This window comes from Sanguibacter sp. Leaf3 (assembly GCF_001425965.1).
Classification (GTDB): domain Bacteria; phylum Actinomycetota; class Actinomycetes; order Actinomycetales; family Cellulomonadaceae; genus Sanguibacter; species Sanguibacter inulinus.
Genome location: NZ_LMRH01000004.1, coordinates 83259 through 101074 on the forward strand (window position 1 = coordinate 83259; position 17816 = coordinate 101074).

General features: G+C 70.9%; 14 protein-coding genes. 12 read left to right on the plus strand and 2 right to left on the minus strand.

Annotated features, from left to right (window positions below; translation table 11 throughout):
- Positions 1–141 precede the first annotated feature (141 nt).
- From ASG53_RS20195 to eno, 7 genes are all read left to right on the plus strand, one after another.
- Positions 142–960: a phosphotransferase family protein gene (locus ASG53_RS20195; RefSeq protein ID WP_056136623.1), complete on the plus strand. Its 819-nt coding sequence runs from the start codon at positions 142–144 to the stop codon at positions 958–960.
- A gap of 83 nt (positions 961–1043) precedes the next feature.
- A complete protein-coding gene (locus ASG53_RS17875; protein ID WP_156382885.1) occupies positions 1044–1772 on the plus strand; it encodes a hypothetical protein in 729 nt (242 codons plus the stop codon).
- Between the two features lie 199 nt (positions 1773–1971).
- Positions 1972–5610 carry a transcription-repair coupling factor gene (mfd, locus tag ASG53_RS17880; RefSeq protein WP_056136626.1) on the plus strand — a complete coding sequence of 1213 codons (3639 nt, stop codon included), beginning with the start codon at positions 1972–1974 and terminating at the stop codon, positions 5608–5610.
- A gap of 326 nt (positions 5611–5936) precedes the next feature.
- Complete coding sequence (locus ASG53_RS17885; RefSeq protein WP_056136628.1) at positions 5937–7496, plus strand: Re/Si-specific NAD(P)(+) transhydrogenase subunit alpha; 1560 nt, start codon at positions 5937–5939, stop codon at positions 7494–7496.
- A 1-nt stretch (position 7497) separates the two neighbouring features.
- The gene (pntB, locus tag ASG53_RS17890; RefSeq protein ID WP_056136631.1) at positions 7498–8916 is read left to right on the plus strand and encodes a Re/Si-specific NAD(P)(+) transhydrogenase subunit beta; all 1419 of its coding nucleotides are present in this window, start codon (positions 7498–7500) and stop codon (positions 8914–8916) included.
- Positions 8917–9031: 115 nt separating this feature from the next.
- Positions 9032–9823, plus strand: coding sequence for a MazG family protein (locus ASG53_RS17895; RefSeq protein ID WP_082544196.1), 792 nt, complete (start codon positions 9032–9034; stop codon positions 9821–9823).
- 135 nt (positions 9824–9958) lie between these two features.
- Positions 9959–11239: a phosphopyruvate hydratase gene (gene eno, locus ASG53_RS17900; RefSeq protein WP_056136632.1), complete on the plus strand. Its 1281-nt coding sequence runs from the start codon at positions 9959–9961 to the stop codon at positions 11237–11239.
- Between the two features lie 3 nt (positions 11240–11242).
- Here the strand turns inward: eno and ASG53_RS17905 are convergent, their stop codons facing one another.
- Entirely contained in the window at positions 11243–12682 is a 1440-nt protein-coding gene (locus tag ASG53_RS17905; protein WP_235533990.1) for an MFS transporter, read from the minus strand.
- A 9-nt stretch (positions 12683–12691) separates the two neighbouring features.
- Entirely contained in the window at positions 12692–12838 is a 147-nt protein-coding gene (locus ASG53_RS20460; RefSeq protein WP_235533991.1) for a hypothetical protein, read from the minus strand.
- A gap of 265 nt (positions 12839–13103) precedes the next feature.
- Between ASG53_RS20460 and ASG53_RS17910 the strand changes: the two genes are divergently transcribed.
- The 5 genes from ASG53_RS17910 to ASG53_RS17930 all read left to right on the plus strand — a co-directional run bounded on the left by ASG53_RS17910 (position 13104) and on the right by ASG53_RS17930 (position 17743).
- Positions 13104–13316, plus strand: coding sequence for a heavy-metal-associated domain-containing protein (locus tag ASG53_RS17910; RefSeq protein ID WP_056136635.1), 213 nt, complete (start codon positions 13104–13106; stop codon positions 13314–13316).
- Entirely contained in the window at positions 13313–14281 is a 969-nt protein-coding gene (locus tag ASG53_RS17915; protein ID WP_056136637.1) for a hypothetical protein, read from the plus strand. Before ASG53_RS17910 ends, ASG53_RS17915 begins: the two co-directional genes overlap by 4 nt.
- Positions 14282–14326: 45 nt before the next feature.
- The gene (locus ASG53_RS17920; RefSeq protein WP_056136639.1) at positions 14327–16588 is read left to right on the plus strand and encodes a heavy metal translocating P-type ATPase; all 2262 of its coding nucleotides are present in this window, start codon (positions 14327–14329) and stop codon (positions 16586–16588) included.
- A 55-nt stretch (positions 16589–16643) separates the two neighbouring features.
- The gene (locus ASG53_RS17925) at positions 16644–16916 is read left to right on the plus strand and encodes a YHS domain-containing protein (protein ID WP_056136641.1); all 273 of its coding nucleotides are present in this window, start codon (positions 16644–16646) and stop codon (positions 16914–16916) included.
- A gap of 470 nt (positions 16917–17386) precedes the next feature.
- Entirely contained in the window at positions 17387–17743 is a 357-nt protein-coding gene (locus ASG53_RS17930; RefSeq protein ID WP_156382886.1) for an FtsB family cell division protein, read from the plus strand.
- The last annotated feature ends 73 nt before the right edge of the window (positions 17744–17816 follow it).

A 17816-nucleotide genomic window follows, 5' to 3' on the forward strand; every position in this document is an offset into this window, starting at 1 on the left:
ACCGGAGGGCTGCAGGCACGCCGATCGTAGCCGCGTGAGCGCAGGTCACGGGGCTGAATTCTCGTGGGAGGCTGGGGGAGAAGTCACCATGGGTGATGATCGGTCTGCGCGACACCGGTCTGTCGCAGGGAGGGGAATGTCATGGACGAGCAGGACGTCGCCCGGCTGGTGCGCGAGGCGTCGCGCAGCTTCGGGCTGGACCCAGAGCGGCTCGTGCCGCTCGGTGGGGCGACCGGGCGGGTGCTCGGAGTCGACGACGTCGTGCTGCGTCTCAGCTGGCCGCAGGTGCTCGACCACGAGCAGCTCGCGTCCTCGGCCGCAGCAGCCGTGGTCCCGGTGCCCGAGCTCGTGGACCGGTACGACAGCCCCTCGTGCGACGGTGCAGCGGCGCTGATCCGCCGTGCGCCGGGGACCGACGCGGCTGCGCTCGACGGGATGAGCCTCGACAGGGCGCGCAGGCGTGGGGCAGCGTGCGGCAGAGCCCAGGTCGCGATCAGCACCGTCCGCCCGCCTGCGGGGCTCGCCAGGGTTCGAGGGGACGACGACCACCCCAGGAGCGAGGAGGACGTGCTGCTGCACCTCGACCTGCACCCTCTCAACATCGTGCTCGGCGACGACGACGAGGTCACCGCCGTCATCGACTGGACCAACGCCGCGGCCGGGCCTGCCGCCCTCGACCGGGCGCGTACGGCGAGCATCTTCCACCTCGACCCCCACGCCGTCCCGCTGCTCGGGGACTCGACCTGGCGAGCCTTCCTCGACGGGTGGACCGAGAGCGCGCAGCTGGACCTGGTGCCAGCCCGGGCCACGGCCTGGGCGTGCCGGTACATGCTCGACGACGTCGGCGACAGGTACGACGAGGACGGGCTCGCACCCGTGCGGGCTGCGCTCGCGGAGGCAGAGCTGGCGACGACGGCAGGGCCGGCACAGGCATCGCCTCCGTCCACAGCCTGGGCGTGACAGGTTCACCAGAGCCGCAGACGAGAGGTCTGACAGCAGGCTCTCCGAGCCTGTAGATTTCACCCCTCGAACGAGCCGCACCGATGCCACTGACAGGGGCCGTGATGCCGCAGGACCGCTCGCCGCTCGACCATCTGCCCGACGACGGCGCACCGGACGCGCTGTCCGCCCGCCGCCAGAGGCAGATCCTCCTCGCGCTCCTGTCCGTGCTGCTCGTGGTCGGAGCGGTCGTCGTGCTCGTGCTGCTCGCCAGCCAGCGCGAGCCTGTCCCAGGAGGCACGGTGACCGACGACCCAGGCACCAGCTCACCGACGGCTGAGCCGAGTGCCACGTCGACCCCCGACGCCGACCTCGACGCGGCGCTCGCCGACCTCGACTCCTCGCGCTCGACCCTCGAGACGGCTGTCCTCTCCGCCGACGAGCTCCTCAGGGCGACGGACGGCAAGGTCGCCGACCCCGCGTCGCGCACTGGGCTGGTCGACGCGCTCGCGGTGGCGCAGAGCGCCCTCGACGCCGACGTGGACCGCACGAGGCTCAGCGACGTGCAGACGGCGACGACCAGGCTCCGCGCGACGACGGCGAGCCTGCAGCATGCTGCCGGGATCGTCGCTGACTCGCACGAGGAGTGGTTGCTCCAGCAGCAGCCACCGCCGACCAGCACCCCGGTCGCACCAGCCCCGGGACCGACTGTCGACCCGCTCCCGCTCCCGGTGCCCACAGGCCCCGGTGGTGAGCCCGGCCCTCTCACCCCGCCGGACCGGACGCCGCGGCCCGGCCCGCAGCCGATCCCGATCCCCGACGACCAGCGCTGACCCTGGTGCCCGGGGGCCTCCTCGGTCCTGGCGGGGGCCTCCCCGCGCGATGTCGGTGGTGCGTCGTACGCTAGAAGCACGTAGCCCGGATCATTCATGATTCGGGCCTGTTCGCGTTGCCCCGACCGGCTGTGCCGGGCGCAGCGGGAGCGCACGACCGGCGTCTGGCCGGCCGATCGTCGGCACTGGTGAAGGACACATGAATCTCACGGGCATCATCTCCGCTCTCCTCGAGGACCAGGGCGCGCGCGCCACGGTCGACCGTGTGCGGGCCCGCGGCGCGCTCGACGTGATCGGCCCGGCGGGCGTGCGCCCGCCGTTGCTGGCCGCGATGGCCGGTGCCCGTGCGAGTGAAGGCCTCATCCCGGAGACCGGTGCCGACGGCTCGCGCCCGCTCGTGGTCGTCACGGCGACGGGCCGCGAGGCCGACGACCTCGCCTCGGCGCTGCGCTGCTACCTGCCCTACGACGACGTCGCGGTGCTGCCCGCGTGGGAGACGCTCCCGCACGAGCGTCTGTCACCGCGCTCGGACACCGTCGCCAAGCGACTCGCCGTGTTCCGCCGGCTGGCCCACCCCTCGGCCGACCTCGGCATGACAGGACCGGTCCGCGTCCTCGTCATGCCCGTGCGTGCCCTGCTCCAGCCCGTCGTCGAGGGCCTCGGCGACCTCGAGCCCGTGCGCCTCGAGGTCCGTGACCGCGCCGACCTCGCGGACGTCGCCGACAGGCTGTCCGCGGCCGCCTACGCCCGCGTCGACATGGTCGAGCGCCGTGGCGAGTTCGCCGTGCGCGGCGGGATCCTCGACGTGTTCCCACCGACCGAGGACCACCCGCTGCGTGTCGAGTTCTGGGGCGAGGAGGTCGAGGAGATCCGCTGGTTCGCGGTCGCCGACCAGCGCAGCCTCGAGATCGCCGACCACGGCGTCTGGGCACCGCCGTGCCGCGAGATGCTGCTCACCGACGACGTTCGCGACCGTGCCTCGGCCCTCGTCGAGCAGCTCCCGGGCGCCGCCGAGATGCTCGACAAGATGGGCGCCGGTATCGCCGTCGAGGGCATGGAGTCCCTCGCCCCGGTCCTCGTCGACCGCATGGTGCCCGTCCTCGACCTCGTCCCCGACGACGCCCTCGTCGTGCTGAGCGACCCCGAGCGGGTCCGCCGCCGTGCGCACGACCTCGTCGCGACCACCCAGGAGTTCCTCGCTGCGGCATGGACCTCGGCCGCGGCCGGCGGGTCGACCCCGATCGACCTCAGCGCAGCCTCCTTCGACACGATCGACGACGCCCGGGACCTCTCGGCCCGCCGTGGCCTCGGCTGGTGGACCCTGAGCCCCTTCGGGCTCGACAACCCCGAGGACGACAGCGACGAGGACGCACCCCTCCAGGACCCTGACGCCGACGTGCTGCGCATCGGTGCCCGTGAGGTCGAGGCGTACCACGGTGACGTCTCGCGCGCCCTCGACGACGTCCGCGGGCTCCAGCACGCCGGCTGGCGACTCATCATGACGACCGAGGGCCACGGCCCGGCCAAGCGCATGGTCGAGCAGCTGAGCAGCGCCGACGCACCCGCGCGTCTCGTCGGGGAGATCACCACGGACCCCGAGGGCGGGGTGGTCCTCGTGACCCCGGCGCCGCTCGGTCCAGGGTTCGTCGCGCCCGACCTCAAGATCGCCGTCTTCTCCGAGTCGGACATGACAGGCCGTGCCGGGTCCTCGACCCGCGACATGCGCAAGATGCCGTCGAAGCGCCGCAACATCGTCGACCCCCTCCAGCTGAGGGCTGGCGACTTCGTGGTGCACGAGCAGCACGGTGTCGGGAAGTTCATCGAGCTCGTCCAGCGCACCCTGGGTGGCGGTGCTGCTGCCGCGACCCGTGAGTACCTCGTCATCGAGTACGCGAGCTCGCGCCGCGGCCAGCCCGGAGACCGGCTCTTCTGCCCGACGGACCAGCTCGACCAGGTGACCAAGTACACCGGTGGTGAGTCCCCGGCCCTCAACAAGATGGGCGGCTCGGACTGGGCCAAGACGAAGGGCAGGGCGAAGAAGGCGATCAAGGAGATCGCCTCCGAGCTCATCCGTCTCTACTCGGCGCGCATGGCGACCAAGGGCCACGCCTTCGGGCCGGACACCCCGTGGCAGCGCGAGCTCGAGGACGCCTTCGCGTACACCGAGACGCCCGACCAGCTGGCGACCATCGACGAGGTCAAGCAGGACATGGAGAAGACGATCCCGATGGACCGTCTGGTCTGCGGCGACGTCGGCTACGGCAAGACCGAGATCGCGGTCCGGGCTGCCTTCAAGGCTGTGCAGGACGGCAAGCAGGTCGCGGTCCTGGTCCCGACCACCCTGCTCGTCCAGCAGCACTACGACACCTTCGCCGAGCGCTACGCGGGATTCCCCGTCGTGGTCAAGGGCCTCTCGCGCTTCCAGTCCGACAAAGAGGCGAAGGAGGTCGTCGACGGTCTCAAGGAGGGCACGGTCGACGTGGTCATCGGGACGCACCGCCTGCTGTCAGGGTCCATCCGTTTCAAAGACCTCGGGCTCGTCGTGGTCGACGAGGAGCAGCGTTTCGGCGTGGAGCACAAGGAGACGCTCAAGCAGCTGCGCACCAACGTCGACGTCCTCGCGATGAGCGCGACGCCGATCCCCAGGACCCTCGAGATGGCTGTCACCGGGATCCGGGAGATGTCGACGCTCGCGACGCCGCCTGAGGAGCGCCACCCGGTGCTCACCTACGTCGGGGCCTACGACGACAAGCAGATCACCGCGGCGATCCGCCGTGAGCTGCTCCGCGAGGGCCAGCTGTTCTACGTGCACAACAAGGTCGACTCGATCGACCGGACGGCCGCGCGCCTCAAAGAGCTCGTGCCCGAGGCCCGCATCGAGGTGGCTCACGGCAAGATGGGCGAGCACCAGCTCGAGCGCGTGATCATGGACTTCTGGGAGAAGAAGTTCGACGTGCTCGTCTGCACGACCATCATCGAGACCGGGCTCGACATCTCGAACGCCAACACGCTGATCCTCGAGCGCGCCGACATGCTCGGCCTCTCCCAGCTGCACCAGCTCCGCGGGCGCGTGGGGCGTGGGCGGGACAGGGCGTACGCGTACTTCCTCTACCCGCCCGAGCGTCCCCTGACGGAGACTGCGCACGACCGTCTCGCGACCATCGCGGCCAACACCGACCTCGGCTCGGGCATGGCCGTGGCCATGAAGGACCTCGAGATCCGCGGCGCAGGCAACCTGCTCGGCGGTGAGCAGTCCGGGCACATCGCCGGCGTCGGCTTCGACCTCTACGTGCGGATGGTCGGCGAGGCCGTCGCGGCCTTCCGCGGCGAGGCCGAGGAAGAGGCGCCCGAGGTCACCATCGAGCTCCCCGTCGACGCGCACCTGCCGCACGAGTACATCGCGCACGAGCGGCTGCGCCTCGAGGCGTACCGCAAGATCGCGGCGGCCCAGACCGACGCCGACCTCGCGGACATCCGAGCCGAGCTCGTCGACAGGTACGGTGCGGTCCCCGAGGTGGTCGGCAACCTCTTCGACGTGGCGGCCTTCCGCAACCACGCGCGGGCTGCCGGTCTCTCCGACGTCACGGCCCAGGGCAAGTACGTGCGCTTCGCGCCCGTCGACCTCGCCGAGTCTGCAGAGCTGCGCCTCAAGCGTCTGTACCCCGGGACGATCCTCAAGCCGGCGATCCGCTCGGTCCTCGTGCCCTTCCCGACCACCGGTCGCATCGGCGGTCGGCCGCTGCGAGGGGCGGAGATCCTCGCCTGGGCCACGGAGCTCATCGACGCCGTCATCACGGGCGACGTGTCGGCAGCAGCGTCGGTCGGGACGCGCCGGTAGCGGGCGCGCGGGGCAGCCGGCCGGGAGCCCGCGGCAGGCCGGGTGCCCAGCGCCCGCGGCGATGACGCGACCGGTCCGCGACGCAGGTCAGCAAGGGCTTAGGTCCCTGCGTCCGCGGGCAGTCGTGCGTCACCATGGACGGTGGGTCGGCGCACGACGCCCCCCACCACCTCCAGACCAGACCGGTGACGGAGTGTCGACTGCCGCTTGGAAAACGCTTACCGCCGTGTGTGGTAGACCAGGCTCCATCCGCTGGGGCGTACGCCGTCCCAGCACCCGGTTCCGGCCGACCGGCCTGTCCACGGACCAGTGAACGAGGAGAATCGATGAAGATCGGAGCACCCCGCGAGACACGTCCGGGGGAGAGGCTCGTCGCGGCGACCCCCACCACGGTCACGCAGCTCGTCGCGCTCGGCTACGACGTCGCTGTCGAGAGCGGAGCGGGCTCAGAGGCCAGCTTCGACGACGCGAGCTACGTCGCCGCCGGGGCGTCGGTCGTCGGCCACGACGAGGTGTGGGCCAGCGACATCGTCACCTGTGTCAACCCGCCGGCCGACGACGACATCGCGCGGCTGCGCTCGGGGGCGACGATCGTGTCGATGATGGCGCCGGCCGCACGCCCGGACCTCGTCCAGGCCTTCTGGCAGCAGGGCGTCAACGCCCTCGCCCTCGACGCTGTCCCGCGGATCTCCCGCGCCCAGGCGCTCGACGTCCTCAGCACCATGTCCAACGTCGCGGGCTACCGCGCGGTCATCGAGGCCGCCGAGGCCTACGGCGGCATGTTCGCCGGGCAGGTCACGGCAGCGGGCAAGACCGCTCCGGCCAAGGTCTTCGTCATCGGCGGCGGCGTCGCCGGGCTCGCGGCCATCGGTGCCGCGGTCAGCCTCGGCGCGCAGGTCCGAGCGTTCGACGTGCGGCCCGAGGCCGGTGAGCAGATCGAGTCGATGGGCGCAGAGTTCGTCCAGGCGCAGGCCGCCCAGCAAGAGGTGTCCTCAGACGGCTACGCCCAGGCGATGACCGACGAGCAGGAGCGGCTGACCGCCGTCATGTACGCCCAGGAGAGCGCCTGGGCCGACATCGTCATCACGACGGCTCTCGTGCGGGGCTCTGCTCCGCGGACCATCACGGCCGAGATGGTCGCGGCCATGCGTCCAGGCAGCGTCGTCGTCGACCTCGCCGCCTCAGGCGGCGGGAACTGCGAGCTCACGGTCCCCGGGAGCGTCGTGGTCACCGACGACGGCGTGACGATCATCGGCTGGACCGACCTCGCGAGCCGGCTGCCCAAGCACACCTCGCAGCTCCTCGGCACGAACATCGTCAACCTCATGAAGCTGCTCACGCCCGGCAAGGACGGCCAGATCGTCCTCGACATGGACGACGTCGTGCAGCGCGGGATGACCGTCACGCTCGGGGGAGAGGTCTTGTGGCCCCCGCCGCCCGTCCAGGTCTCGGCAGCAGCGCCGGCCCCGGTCGCCGCAGTGGTCCCCGCCGTCGACCCCGTCGTGGCGGCGCGGCTGGCCGCCGAGGCCGCCCGGCGCCAGAGCCAGCGCCGCCTGGCGACCTACGGGCTCGGAGCAGTGCTCCTCGGGCTCGCCGTGGCGTTCTCCCCACCGGCCTTCGTCGGGTTCTTCACGGTCTTCGTGCTCGCCGTCTTCGTGGGCTACTACGTCATCTCCAACGTGAGCCACTCGCTGCACACCCCGCTGATGGCCCAGACGAACGCCATCTCGGGGATCATCCTCGTCGGCGCGCTGCTGCAGATCGGCAGCGACGACTGGTGGGTCACCTCGCTCGCCCTCGTCGCCGCGACAGTCGCCAGCATCAACATCTTCGGCGGGTTCCTCGTGGCCTACCGCATGATCACCATGTTCCGGAAGGACGCCTGACATGACGCTCGCCTCCCTCGCGCAGGCCGTGTACGTCCTCGCCGCGATCCTCTTCATCCTCAGTCTGGCCGGGCTCTCGAAGCAGAGCACAGCCCGCAGCGGCAACATCTTCGGCATGCTGGGCATGGGGCTGGCCCTGCTCGCGACCGTGGCCCTCGGCCTCGACAGCAGCGAGCGGCCGGTCCTCGTCACAGCCCTGCTCATCGCGATGGTCTTCGTCGTCGGTGCGGGCGTCGGCACCTGGCAGGCACGACGCGTCGAGATGACGCAGATGCCAGAGATGATCGCGATGCTGCACAGCTTCGTCGGTCTCGCCGCAGTGCTGGTCGGCGTCAACTCCTACCTCACCGAGACCCACGCAGACACGCTCCACCTCGTGGAGGTGTTCCTCGGGATCTTCATCGGGGCCATCACCTTCACAGGGTCGATCGTCGCGTACCTCAAGCTCTCGGCGCGCATCAAGTCCTCGCCGCTCACCCTCCCCGGGCGCAACCTGCTCAACCTCGCCGGGCTTCTCGCGTGCGCAGGGCTGCTCGTCTGGTTCCTCGCCAGCCCCTCGGTGTGGCCGCTGCTCGTCATGATGGTCGTCGCGCTCGCGATCGGCTGGCACCTCGTGGCGTCGATCGGAGGCGGCGACATGCCTGTCGTCGTGTCGATGCTCAACTCGTACTCCGGGTGGGCTGCCGCCGCGGCCGGGTTCATGCTGAGCAACAACCTGCTGATCATCGTCGGTGCGCTCGTCGGCTCCTCCGGTGCGATCTTGTCGTACATCATGTGCAAGGCGATGAACCGGTCCTTCGTCTCGGTGATCCTGGGCGGCTTCGGCTCTGACGACGGCGCCCCCGCCGCAGGCTCCGACGACACCGACTACGGCGAGCACCGCGAGGTCACCGCCGTCGAGGTCGCCGAGATGCTCTCGGAAGCCCGCTCCGTGGTCATCACGCCCGGCTACGGCATGGCCGTCGCCAAGGCGCAGTACCCTGTCGCGGACCTCGTCTCGCGGCTGCGGGCCCAGGGCGTCGACGTGCGCTTCGGTGTCCACCCCGTCGCCGGACGCCTCCCGGGCCACATGAACGTGCTGCTCGCCGAGGCCAGGGTCCCGTACGACATCGTCCTCGAGATGGACGAGATCAACGACGACCTCCCCGAGACCGACGTCGTGCTGGTCATCGGTGCGAACGACACGGTCAACCCGGCCGCTCTCGACGACCCGGGCTCGCCCATCGCCGGGATGCCCGTCCTGGAGGTGTGGAAGGCCAAGCAGGTGGTCGTGTTCAAGCGGTCGATGGCCACCGGGTACGCCGGGGTCCAGAACCCGCTGTTCTTCAAGGAGAACACCGCGATGCTCTTCGGCGACGCCAAGCAGCGCGTCGACGACATCGTCGCCGCGATCGGCGCGGAGGAGAAGGTCTCGGTCTGACCGAGGAGGACGGCCTGCGACCGCAGGCCGTCCCCAGCCCCGCCGACGGGCTCGTCGTCCACCCTCGTGGTGGCGACGAGCCCGTCGTGCGTCGAGGCTGCGGCAGAATCGGAGCATGACCTCTGCTGCCCGCACCGAGCCGTCAGGCACCGAGCCCTCCGGCACCGTCCGCGACCCGCTCCGCGACGCCGACCGGCTCCGTGACGCCGACCGGCTCCGTGACGCCGAGCCGCTCCGCGACGCCGACCCGCTCCGCGACCTCGTCGAGGCGATGGACGTGCTGCGCTCCCCGGGCGGGTGCCCGTGGGACGCCGAGCAGACCCACGAGTCGCTCGTGAGGTACCTGCTCGAGGAGACCTACGAGCTCGTCGAGACCATCGAGACCGGGGACAGGGCCGGGCTGCGCGAAGAGCTCGGCGACGTCCTCTTCCAGGTCGTCTTCCACGCGCGGATCGCCGCGGAGGACCAGGACGACCCCTTCACCCTCGACGACGTCGCCGCCGACCTCGTCGCCAAGCTGCACCGTCGCCACCCGCACGTGTTCGGCGACGACGAGTACGTCGACGCCGCGCACCTCACCACGCGCTGGGACCAGATCAAGCAGCAGGAGAAGGCTCGTGCGTCGGTCCTCGACGGCATCCCTCTCGACCAGGGCGCGCTCTCGCGCGCGCAGAAGGTGGTCTCGCGAGCCCAGCGTGCGGGCTTGCCGGACGACGGGGCAGCGGACGGCGGGGCGGCAAAGGCGCCCGGCCCGGTAGGTCTGACCTCCGAGGAGGTCGGCGCGGAGCTGCTCGCCGTCGTCCGCAGGGCCCAGGCGGCAGACGTCGACGCCGAAGGTGCGCTCCGCGCGGCCCTGCGCACGCTCGAGTCTGAGATCCGTGACGTGGAGCGTCACGCGGGCCCCTGACCGACGTGGCGCAGCGGTGACGCGGGGGTGGCTCGGGCGTGAACGTGTGCGCCATAGGTCGAACATCCCGCCCCAGGACCGCCCGGATCCGACTAGTGTTGGGTCGTAAACCCGTAGTCCTTAGAAGGAGCATCTGTGGCCAGCATCGAAGTCGTCTACGCACGCGAGATCCTCGACTCCCGCGGAAACCCCACTGTCGAGGTCGAGGTCGTCCTCGACGACGGCTCGTCCGCCCGCGCAGGCGTGCCCTCCGGTGCGTCCACGGGTGCGTTCGAGGCAGTCGAGCGCCGCGACGGTGACAAGGGCCGTTACCTCGGCAAGGGCGTCCAGGGCGCCATCGACGCCGTCAACGAAGAGATCGCCCCCGAGATCATCGGCCTCGAGGCCGAGGAGCAGCGCGAGCTCGACTCCACGCTGATCGACCTCGACGGCACCCCGAACAAGGGCAAGCTCGGCGCCAACGCGATCCTCGGCGTCTCGCTCGCCGTCTCGCAGGCCGCTGCGGAGTCCGCAGGCCTCGAGTACTTCCGCTACGTCGGCGGCCCGAACGCCCACGTCCTCCCCGTCCCGATGATGAACATCCTCAACGGTGGGTCGCACGCCGACTCCAACGTCGACATCCAGGAGTTCATGGTCGCCCCGATCGGTGCCTCCTCGTTCCGCGAGGGCCTGCGCATCGGCGCCGAGGTCTACCACTCCCTCAAGTCCGTCCTCAAGAGCGAGGGCCTCTCGACCGGTCTCGGTGACGAGGGTGGCTTCGCGCCGAACCTCTCGAGCAACCGTGCCGCGCTCGACCTGATCCTCGTCGCGATCGAGAAGGCCGGCTTCAAGCCGGGCGTCGACGTGGGCCTCGCGCTCGACGTCGCAGCGACCGAGTTCTTCTCCGAGGGTGCCTACCAGTTCGAGGGCAAGGCCACGAGCCCGGCCGACATGGTCGCGTACTACGCGCAGCTCGTCGCCGACTACCCCCTCGTCTCGATCGAGGACCCGCTGTCCGAGGACGAGTGGGACTCCTGGGCCGAGCTTGTCGCCCTCGTGGGGGACAAGGTGCAGATCGTCGGTGACGACCTCTTCGTCACCAACCCGGAGCGTCTGGCCAAGGGCATCAAGGCCCGCTCGGCCAACTCGCTGCTCGTCAAGCTCAACCAGATCGGTACCCTCACCGAGACCCTCGACGCTGTCCAGCTCGCGCAGCGCGCCGGCTTCACCGCGATGATCTCGCACCGCTCGGGCGAGACCGAGGACACGACGATCGCCGACCTCGCCGTCGCGACCAACGCTGGCCAGATCAAGACCGGTGCCCCCGCCCGTGGCGAGCGCATCAACAAGTACAACCAGCTCCTGCGTATCGAAGAGTCCCTCGGCGACTCGGCTGTCTACGCCGGTGCCTCGGCCTTCCCGCGCTGGAACGCCTGAGCATCAGCTCACAGGTAGGTCGCTGACCTGCTGACGACGCCCGGTGGTCCCGTGAGGGGCCACCGGGCGTCGTCGTCTCCGGTGAGAGACCGGTCGTGGTCTCCTGCGAGAGGCCGGTCGCGTCGACCTGGAAAGAGCAGGAGACACACGCTGCTGTCCGGCCGCTGACCGCCAGTCGTTGACCGGCGCGTCGGTCGCGTGAGTGCCCACGCGGGGCCTCGACATCGCGACGGCCGTCACGACAGCGCCGACGAGTGCGAGGACCGCCGCTCCGACGAAGGCGGCCGAGTAACCGGCTGTGAGGTCGACCGGTGCGGGGTCGGTGCCGGCGACCACGTAGACGATGGCCGTGAGCGCGGCGAGCCCGAGCGCGGAGCCGATCTGGTAGCTCGTGCTCACGAGGCCCGACGCGACTCCGGTCTCAGCGGGTGGCGCGGCGTTGATCGCCGTGCCGAGGGACGGCACGAAGGTGAGGGACATGCCGAGGGCGGCCAGGAGCGAGGCGGGCAGCACGTCGACGGCATAGCTGCCGTCAGGACGGACGAAGGACAGCCACACGAGCCCGGCTGCGAGCAGCAGCAGCTCCGTCACGATGAGCGACCTCGCGCCGAAGCGTTCCTGGAGCCGAGGTGCGACAGCGAGCATGACGAGCACGACGAGCCCTGTCATCGGCAGGAGCGCCGCGCCGGCCGCGAAGGCGCTCGCGCCGAGGACCTGCTGCAGGTAGAGGTTGAGGAAGAACCACATCGAGACCCACGCGGCGCCGAGCATCAGCTGTGCGCCGTTCGCGGCAGCGAGCAGAGGCGCACGCAGCAGCCCGAGCCGGAGCAGAGGGTTGCGGCTCCGCGCCTGGACCACGAAGAAGATCACCAGCAGCACGACGCCGGCGGCCAGCGCGGCGAGGGTCGGCAGCGCGAGCCACCCGACCTCCGGGGCGTTGACGACCGCGTAGACGAGCGCCGCCAGACCGAGGGTCACGGTGAGCGCACCGACGACGTCGATGGAACCTGAGGCCTTCTTCTCGGTGCGCGGGAGGGCTGACGCCGTGAACGCGAGCACCAGGACCGCGATCGGCACGGTGACGTAGAAGACCCAGGGCCAGCTCGCGTACTCGGTGAGGACTCCTCCGAGGAAGACCCCGGCGCTGCCTCCGACCGGAGCCGCCGCGCCGTAGACGGCGAAGGCCTTCGGCAGGTCGCGTGTGCCGCCGAACAGCATCATCAGCAGGGTCAGTGCGGCCGGGGCGATCATCGCCGACCCGGCACCCTGGATCGCCCGGCCGGCGATCTCGAGCCCGATGCTGCTCGCGGCTCCGGCGAGGACAGACCCGACGATCAGCACGAACCAGCCCAGCGCGAAGATCTTGCGGGCGCCGAAGACGTCGGCAAGGCGACCGCCCAGCAGGAGCAGGCCCCCGAAGGCGACGACGTAGGCGTTGAACACCCAGGACAACTACTCGGGCGTGAAGCCGAGGTCTGCCTGGATGTCCGGGAGGGCGACTCCGATGATCGACGTGTCCATGATGACCACGAACTGGGCCGTGGCGATGAGCGCGAGGCCGAGCCACCGCTTCCTGGACGACGGGGGGTGGGTAGACATGAGATCTCCTCCTGAGGATGGGCCGGCGGACCCGGCGCTCGCCAAGGAATACCCATGGGGGGTATAGGTGTCAGCGCGAGACGAACCTGCTGGTGGACAACTTGTTCGGATCTGCGGACGTACCCCGTAGGGGTATCCAAGACTCTGGAGCGCAGCGAACGTGGCATCTCTCGACCCGCCCTTGTGGAATACCCCAGCGGGGTATACGTTCCAGGGGACGAGATACCCCGTGGGGGTATCCAGACGCATGAGAGGACGGTCCGTCATGGCCACGAAGGAGTACCAGGTGAGCGGCATGACCTGCGGGCACTGCGAGCTCTCGGTCCGCGAGGAGGTCGGCGCGGTCGCCGGGGTCGTCGACATCCAGGTGAGCGCCGCGACAGGCCGGCTCGTCGTGACGGGCTCCGGTGCCTTCGACGACGCACAGGTCCTGGCGGCCGTCGACGAGGCCGGCTACTCGGCCGTGCGGTCCGCATGAAGACCTGGGCGCGACTGAGTCTCTACGGCCTCGGGATCGCGCTGACCTTCGGTGGCGCCTACGGCGTCGCCGGGGCGGTCGTGCCCGAGAGCACCGTCGACAGCTGGACCAGAGGAGACGAGATGGACGAGCACGGACAAGACCACGGAGCCGAGAGCGCCGTGACGACAGAGACCACAGGGACCGGACCTGCGGACAGCGGGCTCGCGGGCCTCGCGCTCGGCGCCGCCGGGTACGAGCTCTCGTCGGTCGACGCACCGACGCAGGTCCGTGAGACCGGCGAGCTGAGCTTCCAGGTCCGGGACGCCTCGGGGGCGCCGGTCACGCAGTACACGACAGCGCACGAGAAGGACCTGCACCTGATCGTGGTGCGGGCCGACGGCAGCCAGTTCCGCCACGTCCACCCCGAGCTGGACGAGACCACAGGGACCTGGTCGACGCCCTGGGAGTGGGCAGCAGCCGGGAGCTACCGCGTCTACGCCGACGTCACGCCGGCCGGCGCCGAGGAGTCCCTCACGCTGACTCGCACGGTCCAGGTCGCCGGGGACCTGGTCCCCGTGGTCCCGCAGCCGGCCCGGAGCGACCAGGTGGACGGCTTCACCGTGACCGTCGACGGCGAGCTGGTCGTGGGGGAGGCCAGCGAGCTCACCTTCACCGTCACCAGGGACGGCGAGCCTGTCGTCGCCCTCGAGCCGTACCTGGGGGCCTTCGGCCACCTCGTCGCGCTGCGCGACGGCGACCTCGCCTATCTGCACGTCCACGCCGAGGGCGGCGACCCGGAGCCCGGTCAGACAGCCGGGCCGGAGATCACCTTCGCGGCCCAGACCCCGACCGCGGGCCGGTACCTGCTGTACCTGGACTTCCAGGTCGACGGTCAGGTCCGCACCGCCGAGCTCGTGCTCGACGCCGAACCCGGCGCCGACCCCGCGGGACCCGAGAGCGGACCGCACCCGGAGGAGCACTGACCGAGAGGTCGGACCCACTCCCACCAGCCGAGAGAAGGAACTGACATGAGCACGACTGCCCCTCCGGGCGTGACCGCCTGCATCGAGCTGGAGATCAGCGGGATGACCTGCGCCTCCTGCGCCATGCGGATCGAGAAGAAGCTCAACAAGCTCGACGGCGTCGTCGCGACCGTGAACTACGCGACCGAGAAGGCCCGGGTGACGGTCCCGGACGGGTTCGACCCGGCGATGCTGATCGCCGAGGTCGAGAAGACCGGGTACGGCGCCGCCCTGCCCGCCCCCGTGGGCGGGAGCACGGACGGTCCGACCGCAGACGGCGAAGACCCTGAGCTGGTCTCGCTGCGCCACCGGCTGATCGGTGCTGTCGTGCTGACGGTGCCCGTCATCGCGATGGCCATGGTCCCGGCCTGGCAGTTCACCTACTGGCAGTGGGCCTCGCTCGTCCTCGCCTCCCCGGTGATCGTGTGGGCGGCGTGGCCGTTCCACAAGGCCGCGTGGGCGAACCTCCGGCACGGCACCGCGACCATGGACACGCTCATCTCGGTGGGTACCTCCGCCGCGTTCTTGTGGTCGCTGTACGCGCTGTTCTTCGGCACCGCGGGCACCCCGGGCATGACGCACCCCTTCGAGCTCACGCTCGCACCGTCCGACGGTGCGGCGAACATCTACCTCGAGGTGGGTGCCGGCGTCACGATGTTCATCCTCGCCGGTCGGTACTTCGAGAAACGTTCCAAGAAGCAGGCCGGGGCGGCCCTGCGCGCGCTGCTCGAGCTCGGCGCCAAAGAGGTCTCGGTGCTGCGCGGCGGCGTCGAGACGAAGATCCCGGTCGAGGACCTCGCTGCGGGCGACGAGTTCGTGGTGCGGCCCGGTGAGAAGATCGCCACGGACGGTGTCGTGGTGTCCGGGACGTCAGCCGTGGACGAGTCGATGCTCACGGGTGAGTCGGTCCCTGTCGAGGTCTCGGCAGGGGACGCCGTCACCGGCGCGACGACCAACGCCGGTGGACGCCTCGTGGTCCGCGCTACCCGCATCGGGTCAGACACCCAGCTCGCGCAGATGGCCCGTCTCGTCGAGGACGCCCAGACCGGCAAGGCCGAGGTCCAGCGCCTGGCCGACAGGATCTCCGGTGTGTTCGTGCCGATCGTCATCGTGATCGCCGCCGCAGCGCTCGGCGGGTGGCTGGGCGCAGGCTTCCCCGTGAGCGCGGCCTTCACGGCTGCGGTCGCGGTCCTGGTCATCGCCTGCCCCTGCGCGCTCGGGCTCGCGACGCCGACGGCGCTCCTGGTCGGCACAGGCCGGGGTGCGCAGATGGGTGTGCTCATCAAGGGCCCGGAGGTGCTCGAGTCGACCCGCGCGATCGACACTGTCGTCCTGGACAAGACCGGGACGGTCACGACGGGGAAGATGACCCTCGTCGACGTCGTGGTCGAGCCCGGGACAGACCGCGCCGAGCTGCTGCGGCTCGCCGGCTCGCTCGAAGACGCCTCCGAGCACCCGATCGCGCAGGCTGTCGCCCAGGGTGCGAGGCAGGAGGTCGGGGCGCTCGCGGTCCCCGAGGACTTCGCGAACGTCGAGGGCAAGGGGGTGCAGGGTGTCGTGGACGGCCGCGCCGTCCTCGTCGGTCGCCAGTCCTTGCTCGCCGAGTGGTCCCAGGAGCTCAGCCCTGCGCTGGTCGCTGCCAAGACCCGGGCCGAGGGCGAGGGGAAGACCGTCGTCGCTGTCGGCTGGGACGGGCAGGCACGCGGTGTCCTCGTGGTCGCCGACACCGTCAAGCCGACGAGCGCCGAGGCCGTCACCCAGCTCAAGGCGCTCGGGCTGACCCCTGTGCTCCTCACCGGGGACAACGAGGCCGTCGCCCGGCAGATCGCCGCGGAGGTGGGTATCGACGAGGTGATCGCCGAGGTCCTCCCGAAGGACAAGGTCGACGTCGTCACCCGCCTGCAGTCCGAGGGGAGGGTCGTCGCGATGATCGGCGACGGCGTCAACGACGCCCCGGCGCTCGCGCAGGCGGACCTCGGCCTGGCGATGGGCACCGGAGCGGACGTCGCGATCGAGGCCTCCGACATCACGCTGGTGCGTGGCGACCTGCGCAGCGCCGTCGATGCCATCCGGCTGTCTCGCGCGACGCTCCGGACGATCAAGACCAACCTGTTCTGGGCCTTCGCCTACAACGTCGCGGCGATCCCCGTCGCAGCGCTCGGCATGCTCAACCCGATGCTCGCAGGGGCTGCGATGGCGCTCTCGAGCGTCTTCGTCGTGGGCAACAGCCTGCGCCTGCGCGGGTTCCGGAGCGTCACCACGCGATGAGCTCCCCGGACCCGGCACACCTACCCACCCATGCACCGCACGAGAGGAACCACCCATGAACCAGGACGCCCCGCAGCCAGCCAGCTGTTGCAGCACCGGAGCGGCGAACCCCGCCGCGGCGGTCAGCGGCACCGAGAACCTGCTCGCACCCCCGAGCGAGGACATGACCACCTGCCCGGTCATGGCCGGCACCCCTGTCAGCAAGGCGTCGGCCGAGGCAGCAGGACTGTTCCGCGACCACGAGGGCCAGCGCTACCACTTCTGCTGCCCAGGCTGCGGGCCGGCCTTCGACGCAGATCCCGCGCGGTACGCCGCCAGCACCGCGTGACCGCGTGGCGCACCTGACCGCGTGCGCCGCCCGGACGGGGTGCGGGGTGTGTGAGGGATGTGGAGGCTGGCGAGTCGCGCGCTGCGTCCTCCGGGCCGACGGGGCAGGATTGCCCTGTGCCTCCCTCCTCCCGCCCTCCCGCGCCCCGTCCTGACGGTGCCGCGAGCCCGGGGTCGGGTCGGAAGGCCGCTCGCCCGGCGTCGTCACGGACCGGGGACGTCCCCTCGGTCCCGCGGCCGACCGGCCGGACCGCCGGGGCCGCTCCACGGTCAGCCCCGCGCAGCGCGCCCACCCCGCGCAGCGCCCCAGCGCCCCGTGGGAGCTCCGCTCCCCGAGGCGGGTCCACGGGGTCGAACCGTGCTGTCCGGCCGGCGCCGGTCCGTCAGAGCGGACCCGCGCCCGTCGCGAAGCCCCGCGGCTGGGTGCGCATCTTCACGGTGCGGTCGGCTGTCATCATCCTGGTCGCGCTCATGGGGTTCATCCTCACGCTGCCGACAGCGCTGCAGTTCTTCAAGCAGCGCTCTGCCAACGAAGAGCTGAGGTCGCAGCTCGCGCAGATCCAGGAGCAGAACGCCGACGCGACCAACGAGCTCAGCCGCTGGCAGGACGACAGGTTCGTGATCGCCCAGGCGCGCGAGCGGCTGACCTTCGTGTTCCCGGGGGAGCAGGCCTACAGGGTCGTCGACCCCGAGTCCGTCGAGGAGCCCGTGCCCGCCGAGACCCAGGGCGCCGTCGAGGACGGCGCCGTCACCTCGGGCCTCGTCGAGGACCAGCCCTGGTACTCCACGGTCTGGGACTCCGTCGGGGTGGCCGGGCAGACCGGCTGACCTCCTGGTTCCGGGCAGCGGGGGATCCGGGAGACAATGGTCCGCGCGATCGAAGCCCACCCGAACGAAGGAA

Coding starts and splice junctions, on each gene's coding strand:
- ASG53_RS20195 (WP_056136623.1), top strand. CDS start 142: ATGGACGAGCAGGACGTCGCCCGGCTGGTGCGCGAGGCGTCGCGCAGC.
- ASG53_RS17875 (WP_156382885.1), top strand. CDS start 1,044: ATGCCACTGACAGGGGCCGTGATGCCGCAGGACCGCTCGCCGCTCGAC.
- mfd (WP_056136626.1), top strand. CDS start 1,972: ATGAATCTCACGGGCATCATCTCCGCTCTCCTCGAGGACCAGGGCGCG.
- ASG53_RS17885 (WP_056136628.1), top strand. CDS start 5,937: ATGAAGATCGGAGCACCCCGCGAGACACGTCCGGGGGAGAGGCTCGTC.
- pntB (WP_056136631.1), top strand. CDS start 7,498: ATGACGCTCGCCTCCCTCGCGCAGGCCGTGTACGTCCTCGCCGCGATC.
- ASG53_RS17895 (WP_082544196.1), top strand. CDS start 9,032: ATGACCTCTGCTGCCCGCACCGAGCCGTCAGGCACCGAGCCCTCCGGC.
- ASG53_RS20460 (WP_235533991.1), bottom strand. CDS start 12,838: ATGTCTACCCACCCCCCGTCGTCCAGGAAGCGGTGGCTCGGCCTCGCG.
- ASG53_RS17910 (WP_056136635.1), top strand. CDS start 13,104: ATGGCCACGAAGGAGTACCAGGTGAGCGGCATGACCTGCGGGCACTGC.
- ASG53_RS17915 (WP_056136637.1), top strand. CDS start 13,313: ATGAAGACCTGGGCGCGACTGAGTCTCTACGGCCTCGGGATCGCGCTG.
- ASG53_RS17920 (WP_056136639.1), top strand. CDS start 14,327: ATGAGCACGACTGCCCCTCCGGGCGTGACCGCCTGCATCGAGCTGGAG.
- ASG53_RS17925 (WP_056136641.1), top strand. CDS start 16,644: ATGAACCAGGACGCCCCGCAGCCAGCCAGCTGTTGCAGCACCGGAGCG.
- ASG53_RS17930 (WP_156382886.1), top strand. CDS start 17,387: ATGGGGTTCATCCTCACGCTGCCGACAGCGCTGCAGTTCTTCAAGCAG.